General features: G+C 60.7%; 12 protein-coding genes. 5 read left to right on the forward strand and 7 right to left on the reverse strand.

Features of this window, described 5'->3' with window-relative positions; translation table 11 throughout:
• Nucleotides 1-13 precede the first annotated feature (13 nt).
• The 5 genes from VH564_RS22490 (at nt 14) to VH564_RS22510 (ending at nt 1,793) form a co-directional block, all read left to right on the forward strand.
• Nucleotides 14-313, forward strand: coding sequence for a hypothetical protein (locus tag VH564_RS22490; RefSeq protein ID WP_423342086.1), 300 nt, complete (start codon nt 14-16; stop codon nt 311-313).
• A 185-nt stretch (nt 314-498) separates the two neighbouring features.
• Nucleotides 499-687 (forward strand): hypothetical protein, encoded by a 189-nt coding sequence (locus tag VH564_RS22495; protein WP_423342087.1) that lies wholly within the window; start codon nt 499-501, stop codon nt 685-687.
• 194 nt (nt 688-881) lie between these two features.
• The gene (locus VH564_RS22500; RefSeq protein WP_423342088.1) at nt 882-1,190 is read left to right on the forward strand and encodes a hypothetical protein; all 309 of its coding nucleotides are present in this window, start codon (nt 882-884) and stop codon (nt 1,188-1,190) included.
• Between the two features lie 128 nt (nt 1,191-1,318).
• Nucleotides 1,319-1,444 (forward strand): hypothetical protein, encoded by a 126-nt coding sequence (locus VH564_RS22505; RefSeq protein WP_423342089.1) that lies wholly within the window; start codon nt 1,319-1,321, stop codon nt 1,442-1,444.
• Between the two features lie 106 nt (nt 1,445-1,550).
• Complete coding sequence (locus tag VH564_RS22510; protein WP_423342090.1) at nt 1,551-1,793, forward strand: DUF982 domain-containing protein; 243 nt, start codon at nt 1,551-1,553, stop codon at nt 1,791-1,793.
• A 76-nt stretch (nt 1,794-1,869) separates the two neighbouring features.
• Here VH564_RS22510 and VH564_RS22515 read toward each other — a convergent pair whose 3' ends face one another.
• From VH564_RS22515 to VH564_RS22545, 7 genes are all read right to left on the reverse strand, one after another.
• Nucleotides 1,870-2,823, reverse strand: coding sequence for an SH3 domain-containing protein (locus VH564_RS22515; protein WP_423342091.1), 954 nt, complete (start codon nt 2,821-2,823; stop codon nt 1,870-1,872).
• 491 nt (nt 2,824-3,314) lie between these two features.
• On the reverse strand, nt 3,315-4,745 hold the full coding sequence (locus VH564_RS22520; RefSeq protein WP_423342092.1) for an efflux transporter outer membrane subunit: 1,431 nt from the start codon (nt 4,743-4,745) through the stop codon (nt 3,315-3,317).
• A gap of 326 nt (nt 4,746-5,071) precedes the next feature.
• Complete coding sequence (locus VH564_RS22525) at nt 5,072-6,025, reverse strand: phosphoribosylaminoimidazolesuccinocarboxamide synthase (RefSeq protein WP_423342093.1); 954 nt, start codon at nt 6,023-6,025, stop codon at nt 5,072-5,074.
• 114 nt (nt 6,026-6,139) lie between these two features.
• Nucleotides 6,140-6,823 (reverse strand): phosphoribosyltransferase, encoded by a 684-nt coding sequence (locus VH564_RS22530; protein ID WP_423342094.1) that lies wholly within the window; start codon nt 6,821-6,823, stop codon nt 6,140-6,142.
• Between the two features lie 6 nt (nt 6,824-6,829).
• On the reverse strand, nt 6,830-7,645 hold the full coding sequence (locus VH564_RS22535) for a pseudouridine synthase (protein ID WP_423342095.1): 816 nt from the start codon (nt 7,643-7,645) through the stop codon (nt 6,830-6,832).
• Nucleotides 7,646-7,755: 110 nt separating this feature from the next.
• Nucleotides 7,756-7,962 (reverse strand): hypothetical protein, encoded by a 207-nt coding sequence (locus tag VH564_RS22540; protein WP_423342096.1) that lies wholly within the window; start codon nt 7,960-7,962, stop codon nt 7,756-7,758.
• 150 nt (nt 7,963-8,112) lie between these two features.
• On the reverse strand, nt 8,113-8,454 hold the full coding sequence (locus tag VH564_RS22545; RefSeq protein WP_423342097.1) for a hypothetical protein: 342 nt from the start codon (nt 8,452-8,454) through the stop codon (nt 8,113-8,115).
• Nucleotides 8,455-8,953 lie beyond the last annotated feature (499 nt).

The raw sequence follows: 8,953 nt of genomic DNA on the forward strand, positions 1-8,953 counted from the left end.
CGGGAGAGACACCTTGAAAACTTTCGCAACATTGTTCCTGACGGCTTCGATGGCTTTCGGATCGCTTTTTGCCGTTTCCGCGCCGACCTCCGCCGCGCCTCTTGCGCCCGTCCAGGTGAGCCAGTCTACGGATGTCGTGCAGGTCCGGGACGAGCGCCGCTGGCGTCATGACCGCTACGAGCGCCGCAACTGGCGTCATGACCGTCGCGAGTTTCGCCATGGTCGTGGCGACTGGCGTCGTGATCGCGGCTATCACCAGCGCCGTGACTGGGGCCGCCATCATCGCCGCAACGGGGTTATCATCCGCCTCTAACGGAAGCGGCGCGATGCCGATAAGGCTCGCATGATTTGACAAACCGGGACGGTCGCTGAGACTGTTCCGGCTTTTTCTTTGCGGTTAATGGCGGACCCACAGCCTCTTCACGTCCAACTATCGGCGATATCACCGATGTTGGAACCTTTACCGGCCGCCGCAGTTGACCTTGAAAGGAGAAAGCCATGCCAAATCGCGATCCTCTTCCAACACCAGACGCCGATACGCCGCGCGGCCCTCTCGCGACCCCCGGCATACCGGACCGGACGCAGGAAAAACCGGCCGTTCCGCCGATTATTGAGCCCCAGGACGACATAAACCCCAACGATCCTGTGACCGAGAAAGCAATTCCTTCAGCCGGGCTTGCAATCTGATAGAGCCGGCTCGCAGGCGAGAAGGACTATCAACAAGGCACTCCGGCTCAGGCCGGAGTGCCTATTTTTTGTTGGGGCGAAACCGGCCCGAACTCGCTTCGCTACATTGCACAATCGGCCGTCATCTGTATTTTTAGGCCGCTCCGCCAAAGGCGGTGATCCGGCGCTGAGCCGCTCCCAAGGGATATATCATCATGATAAAGAAGCTCGCCAACCTGGCCGCCACAGGTTCCATCGGTCTCGCCTTGCTAACGAGCCCCGCTTTCGCCGCGATGCGCGCAGCCACCAAGGCGGAAATCGTCAAGCATCTGGGGCCAAGCGCTGCCGGCAAGACTGCTGCCAATGGCTTCACCTATAAGGAAGGCAGCAATAAGGGTTACAAAGTCACCAACGGCAGCATCTGCATCCGCTCGCCAAACGGCAGCACCGGCTGCGCCAAGATCCTCACGGACGGAACGAAGTTCAAGATGCTGACGGCCGACGGAGCGCAAGGCACCTTCTAGAGCGCCCGCTTGACTGAAGGTTTGGGACGTACATTCGCTTGGACCGACCGTCCACTACGTGTCGATCCGCCTTCCAAGGAACGGAAATTGCGATCCAGCGTTTCCTCTACACTTGGGAGGATTGTCGGATGATCCATCGTTTTCAAATCTGGCTGCTTTCGCTTCTCGATCGCTTTTTCGGGCTGGAAAAGCTCGGTCGGCGCGCTGGGCTGTCCCGCGAAGAAGCGCGGCGGGTGGCGAAGTATGAGCAGTAGACCCTAGAAATTCGACTGTTGTCTTTTTTAGAGGACTAATGGACAATGGCCGTGGCGTCGCATCGAGGAGGATGCACGCAAGCATTGGTCAGGAGGAGACAGGCTTATGCGACAGGTGAAATGGACCAATCCCGTAGAAGTAGGCTTTAGCCAGGGGGACTCGCGGACCGTCAGCGGGCCGTTCGAGGCGCTTCGCTGCCTCAGCGATATGTGGCCTGACAGACGAGGTCCTCTCTACGTTGCCGCGCGCAGCGTTTGCCGCGCTGCCATTGCCGGCCGCCGATCGGCTGAGGAGGCGCGCGAGATCTTCATGTCCGCGACGCGCGAAGCCGATCTGACCAGCCACTGAACTCTAAAACATTCTCAGGTAGAGAAACACGAAGGCCGGTATGGCGACCTTCGTGTTTTTGCGCGTTCCGGCCAGCCTAGTTGTGCGCCGCACGGGGTGCACAGGTGGTATAGCCATTATTGCATGGAACCGTGATCGGTTGGTCATCGTCGCCCCGACCCCGACGTAACACGCGGGGGCCATTGTTATCCGGCTGCCTTGCCTGCGGCGGCTGCTGAGACTGGACGGCCTGGGGCTGAGGTGGAGGCGCCGGTGGCTGAGGCGGCTGCGGTGGCTGGGGTTGAGGGGCCTGAGCCTGCGGCGGTTGCTGACGCGGAGGGCGTGGTTGCTGCTGCTGCGGCTGCGGCTGCTGGGCCTGATCAGGCTGCGGACGGCGCCGCGGCGGCGGATTGTTGTCGCCGCCGAAATCGTTCCGATCTCGGTCGTCATAGCGCGGCTGGTCGCCATCATTGTTGTACCGTGGGCGGTAGCGCGGCGGAGGAGTGTTGTCGCCCTGATAGTCGTCGCCGTAAAGCGGCTGGCGCGGGGGGCGCCTCTGCCAGTTGTCCTGGTCATCGTCCTGCGGATCATAGACCGGCGGAGGAGGGGGACGGCGATAGACAGGCGCCCCGCCGTCGCGGTCCCAATCGGTGCCCCGTGCCCAGCGATCGCGATCCCGATAGAAGTCGCGGCCGCGATAGTTGCGGTCCCAGTAATTATCCAAGTCGAAGGTGATCGTCGGGATGCCGAGCGGGCGGTAATATTGCGGGCCGACATAAATGCGTCGCTGCTGATAGACTGCCTGAACGTAGCGGCCCGCGACCCAACCCCGGCCACCTGCGAAGGAGACATCGCACCAAGGCAGGTCGGCCAGGCAACCATTGATTCGCAGCGGAGCGCCGATGGGGATGAGCGTTACGGCGGGGTAGGCCGTGCTGGGACCGGAGCGCATGTTGACGTTAGCCGTCGAAAAACCGGAAGCTGCCTCGGCGATAGCCGGCAATCCCAGCGCACCGATCAGTGCAGCCGTTGCAAGAAGTATCGTCTTCATCTGGTTCTTCCCCCGATTTCTAGCAGCAATTCGTGCAATTGGCTCATTGATACAAACTTTTAACGAGGGCCGAATGAATGCAGCTTGAACAGAATTCTGCGACCCGCATCTTGAAACTGGCGTCTGCGTCCCCATCTTTCAATCAAGTCATGCGGCGGCGGACTTTCGATACCACGCAATGCGCCCGGTATCGTTAATTCGCGATTGCGCAAATACGTTAACGATTTGTTAACCTTTCGCGCCCAGTCTGTATGCAAATCCGCTTACACTTTGACCACGGATGTACTGGCACTGATAGCAAGCGGATAACGGAAGGCCGGATTTTTCCGGCCTTTTTGTTGCGCGATTGAAACGGCGTATCCGCAGGTGTGGATGCGCCGTTTGCGTTTGGGAACGGCCTAAGTGCACTTTCAGCCCTTCGGACAAAACAAAACCGCCGCAGGGTAGCTGCGGCGGCTTGTAGATCGGCTGCGCGTCGGTTCGCCGAAGACTTACATCTTCTTGGCGACGCGGACCGGCGTAACCTTGTCCGGGCTGGCGGCGACATAGCCGGCGCCGATGGCGACATTCAGAGAAACATAGTCGGCGGCGCTCGTCTGGACGGCCGCGGCTAGGCTTTCCTGTGCCGAGGTGACCTGCAGCTGCGCGGTGATGACGTCGAGCAATGAGGACGCGCCGTCCTTGTAGCTTGCGGTCGAGAGACGCAGTGCTTCCTGGTAGGACTTCACCTGGGCACGCAGCGCCGAGATCGTCTGGGCGTCGCGGGTGACTGCCGAAAGCGCGTTCTCGACATCTTCGACGGCCGACAGGACGGTCGACTTCCAGGTCAGATAGGCGGTGCGGGCGTTGGATTCGGCGATCTTGACGTTGGCGCGCAGGAGGCCGCCATCGAGAATCGGCAAGTTCAGCGTCGGGCCGAACGACCAGGACGTCAGACTACCCTTCGAACCGCCTGAGGTGACGTAGGAGGGCGAGATCGAGCCGCTGAGCGAGATGCTTGGATAAAGCTTGGCTTCGGCGACGCCAATTTCCGCAGTGGCTGCCGCCAGCTGGCGTTCCGCCCTGCGGATATCCGGACGGTTGCGAATAAGATCGGCTGGTACGCCGGTGCTGACACTGCCACGGAACACTGGCTGGCCGCCATTGGACTTCATTTCCGCCATAACGGTCGCTGACGGCACATTCAGCAGGGTGGCAATGTGATGCACCTGCTTGCGGAAGGCGATCTCGTTCGGCGGCAGTTCCGCCAGGGAAGAATTCACCAGACCTTCGGCCTGGACGACATCCAGACGCGAAGCTGCACCGGCCTGCAGCTGGAACTTGGTCAGTTCGAGCGTCTCGCGACGCGACTTCAGGTTCTCGTTGGCGACACCGATAAGCGCCTGATAGTAGCGCGCGCTGATGTAGCTGTTGACGAGATCCTGCAGATAGGTGAGGCGGGTCACGTCGACAGTGGCGTAGGAGGCGTCGAGCGTATCGAGTGCGCCTTCGCGGGCACGACGGTACTGACCGAAAAGGTCGAGCAGCCAGGAGGCCGTCAAGTCGCCGCTGCTGGTGTTGGTGGTGTTCGTGCGCGTGCGCAGCTTACCGCTTTGACCGCTCGTGGTCTGTGACGCGTCAGCGCTCAAGTTCGGTAGTCCGCCGGCACCGGCCACGGTCACGTCACCTTCGGCAGCGATGGTCGCTTCGATCGACGACAGGATGGAAATGTTCTGGGAGAGTCCCGTGTTGACCAGGCTTTCAAGCCGGGAGTCGTGATAGTCTGTCCACCACTTGCGGCTGGAGACGTCGTCGTTGGATTTCGTACCGCCTTCCGAGAATTTCGCCGGCAGAGGCATCACCGGCGGCTTATGATCTGGACCGCTTACACAGCCTGCCAGAATAAGCAGCAGGGCGGGAGCGGCTGTACGAATGGAAACCATCACATTATTTCCCACAATTCTAATCAACATTAGTGCGTTTACGAAGTCTTTACCGCTTCGTGCCAAGATCACACACATTCACGGTTTGCGAAGGGTGGCCCGGAGTCGCGTCAATCTAGCAATGGCATTTGCAAGATCACAGTCCCCCCTCGCAGATTCGCGGGGATGATTGCGCGCACAGAGCCGTGAAACGCCGGCTACGGCAAACGTTTTTTTTCAAGTGTTGCAAAAAGCATACCCTCGCACAGCCTCGCCGCGAGCGTTTCAGACGACTGCGAGGTCACGTTGCGGGCGGGATAGCATCGGCTGCCGCTTGGCAAGAGCGTTTATGCGGGCGTCGGAAAATAATCGCGCAAGCTTGCGCGGACCCGGGCGAGAGGGGTCTCACCGCGGTCGTCCGGAACAAAGCGGCTGGCCGTGATTGCCTCATAGGCAGCGATGTAGACCTTCGACGTCTGCTCGACCAGTTCCTGAGGAATTTCAGGTATTTCGTCGGTGTAGGGATCGCACCGCGCCGCGACCCAGCTGCGCACGAAATCCTTGTCGAAGCTGGCGGGGCGTTCGCCTTTTTCAAAGCTTTCCTGATAGCTCTCGGCAATCCAGTAGCGGCTGCTGTCGGGCGTATGGATCTCGTCGGCAAGGATGATGGTGCCGTTTTCATCGACGCCGAACTCATATTTGGTGTCGACCAGAATGAGCCCGCGCTCAAGCGCAAGCTGCTGGCCGCGCGCAAAGAGCGCAAAGGCATAAGTGGATAGCGTCTGCCATTGCGCCTCGGTCAGCAAACCGCCATCGACGATCTCCTTCGGCGTCAGCGGCGCATCGTGCCCACCATCGAATTCCTTGCTGGTGGGGGTGATGATCGGCTGGGGAAGGATCTGGTTGTCACGCATGCCATCGGGCAGCGAGATGCCGTACATCGTACGCTCGCCCTTCTTGTACAACGTCAGGATCGACGTGCCTGTCGTCCCGGCGAGATAGCCGCGCACGACGATTTCTACCGGCAGGATGTCGAGGCGCTTGCCGACGACGACATTGGGGTCGGGATAGGCGACAACATGGTTGGGGCAGATGTCGCTCGTTGCCTCGAACCAGTAGCGCGCCGTCTGGGTCAGCACTTGCCCCTTATAGGGAATGCAGGTGAGGATACGGTCGAAGGCGCTGAGCCTGTCAGTGCTGATGATGATCCGGTTGCCATCCGGCAGGTCGTAGTTCTCCCGCACCTTGCCGCGATAATAGTTTGGCAGTTCGGGAAAATGAGCTTCGGAAAGGATGCGCAAAGGGATCACCAATCGTCTGGGCATCCCGTCGGGATGCACGTTGTCCGCCGATCCATAAATTGCCGGTCGCGGTTGTCAACCGCGTTCGATCCATCATCGACGGGGAATGTCCGCCTATGCTGACGCCGGTCGCTGCCACCCGCCGCCTTCGGCCGGCTGCAGGATCGGCGTGGAAAGGACGCCTTCGACGCGTGCAGCCCATTTCGGATCGATGCCGTCCAGGCGCTGTCGCCACCGGTCCGATTGCAGCATGGCGGCGCCGATCACCACGGGCTCGATGCCGCAGAGGCCCAGAAGTTCGAGCCCAGCAGCGATCGAGGTGCCGCTGGAGATCACGTCGTCCACCAGTGCCACGCGCCGCCCCTCGATCAGAGGCAGCATGCGGGGGTCGATATAGAGGCGTTTCCGGTCCGGCGTGGTGATGGAAGAGAGTGCGACCGACAATTCATCGCGGTACCAGAATTTTCTCGAGGTTCCGAGCGGCACATAGCGGCTGTGGCCGAGATGGCGGGCAACGGCGGCGGCAAGGGTCAGCCCCAGTGTCGGCAGGCCGATTACCATATCGGGGGCAAGACCGCGGATTTTCTCTGCAAGCGCGCTTGCCAATGCCTCTTGCACGGCGAAGCTTGCTTGGTTGATGATAAGCGACGCCAGCGCAGACTCGCCATCCGCGAGCACCCTGATCGGCAGCCGCAACTGCCCGCCGGCGAATTCAGCCGGATAAAACTCCCGGTACGGGCCGGTCGGTGATGGCGCACCGGGAGGCTCGAGCTCTTGCCAGAAGTGTTCGGGTTGCATTGCCTTCTATAGCCTCTTGAAGAGCCCGTTGCTCTTTTCAATGCCGCTCGCCTGCCGCAGGCCGCGCACTTCAACCTCGCTCAAGGCGCGCACTTCGCCCTTCGGCAGTTCACCCAGCTGCAGGTCGCCGAAGCCGACGCGCACCAGTCGCAGGCATTCGATCCCGAGCACTTCGAGCATGCGCCGGATCTGCCGGTTTCTTCCCTGGCGCAACTCGACCTCTATCCATGCGTTGCGTTCGCCATGGCGCAGCAGGCTGGCTGAGCTCGCCGTCAGCCACTCGCCGTCCGAGGTGACGCCTGCAGTCATCCGCGCCAGCTGTGTATCGTCCATCTGCCGGTCCACCTGGACATGATAGGTCTTGGCGACGTGGGTGATAGGATCGAGCAGCGCCTGGGCAAGGACAGTGTCGTTCGTAAAGAGGAGAAGGCCCTCGCTCGCCTTGTCGAGCCGGCCGACCGGCGACAGATGTGGCGCATCGGACGATTTCAGGCAGTCATAGACGGTCGGTCGTCCCTGCGGGTCATGGCGGGTCGTCACCAGACCGCGCGGCTTGTTCAGCATCAGGTAGATCTTGGCTTCCGCAGTGACAAGCGTGCCGTCGACGCCGATACGTGCTTGATCGAGGTCTATCCAGGCTGCGGGATCGCTGACCACGCGGCCATCGACGCTGACCCGACCCTCGGCAATCAAGGATTCCGCCTGGGTGCGCGAGCAATAGCCGAGTTTCGACAGCGCGCGGGGCAGAGTCACCCTTTTGCCGTCCGCTTCGCGGCCTTTGCCGCCCCGGTCATGTCGTTGCGGAAAATGCCGCTGTTTCACCCCTGCGTCCTGCCTCTGTTGTCATCCGCGCCGGTTTCGCATGTCCCGATGGCGCATGCAATCGGCGTCGGCTCCAACAGACGCGTCTGGCGCGCCGTTAGAGGCGAGACTTAATGGCGGACGAGCAGGCCTTCGAGATCGCGGCGATTGACTTCGACGCCGGCGGCAGCCTTGGCCGGGTCGGGATGGGAATAGATAAGATTGGGAATATCCGGGAGGTCGAGCGCCTGGCGCATGCTCATGATGCCCACGGCCCGGCTGACGCCGGCCTTGACGACACTGACTTCGACGATGCTCTCCAGTCTGGCGATTTCCATAACGTCCTCCCGTTGATGTCTTCTACTCCGCCTCGACGCACTGTTTCTATGAAACATCAGTAAAGCATGATTTGCGAATAAGACAAAGGCCCGCCCGATCGGGCAGGCCTTTTATCGTGACGTCAGCGCTATGGTCTGATGTCGCTGACCTCAGCGCCACCAGCCGCGCTGCGGTTCGGGCTGCGATGCGCCGGATATCACATAGCCAGCGACAAAACCGATGATCCCGACAAGGACGAGAGCCGTCGTTGTGGCTGCGGCATGTTCGCGGGCAGCGTCGGCCGCTGCAGCGCTTTCGGCCTTGATCTGCGCGACGGCGTTCTTCGCCTTCGGAGCGGCTTCGTCATAGAGCCTGCCCGCCTTGTCGCGAAGATCGCTGTAGGTGTCGGCGCCCTGGGTGGCGATCAGCTTCTGAAGACGGGTGACTTCCGCCTGAAGTGCGCCGATGTCGCGGCTCATGCCATTCTTGATGTCGTCGGTCGTGGTGGCCATGATGTGCTCCTATAAACTCTGGCCACAGAACGGCACGAGCGCGCTTTTGGTTCCATCGCGGGGGAGGGGAGCCTCGATAACGCCAAGAAGGCCTGCCGCGCGGTCGAAATTGCGATGATCACCGGGATTTGGGTGTCCTACGTCGTCCGGCGCGACGTCGGCAGATCTGGGGTAGTTTGGCGAAGACAATAAAAATGTGTCGAATAAATCAATGAAAACAGTCTGTTATAAATTTGTCAAAAAACTTGGAGGGAGGTGTGTTGACTATTCCGAGGGTGAGGGCCTATAAGCCGCTCACTGACGAAGACGGCGGCGCTTCTGGCGCTGACGAACGACTTCGCTCTGGTGTTTCGAAGAGAAGTTACACTTAATGCTTGGCGCAGATGTCTTTCGCCAGTCCATTGGACTGACGGAACCTGCGCCGGCCATACGGAGGCTTTCGGGCTTTTGTTGGCAGCAATAAGGTGTGAAGGGCGAGGAGAGGCAAATGAACGTGATT

It is taken from the genome of Rhizobium sp. HT1-10, from assembly GCF_049472505.1.
Taxonomy (GTDB): Bacteria; Pseudomonadota; Alphaproteobacteria; order Rhizobiales; family Rhizobiaceae; genus Rhizobium.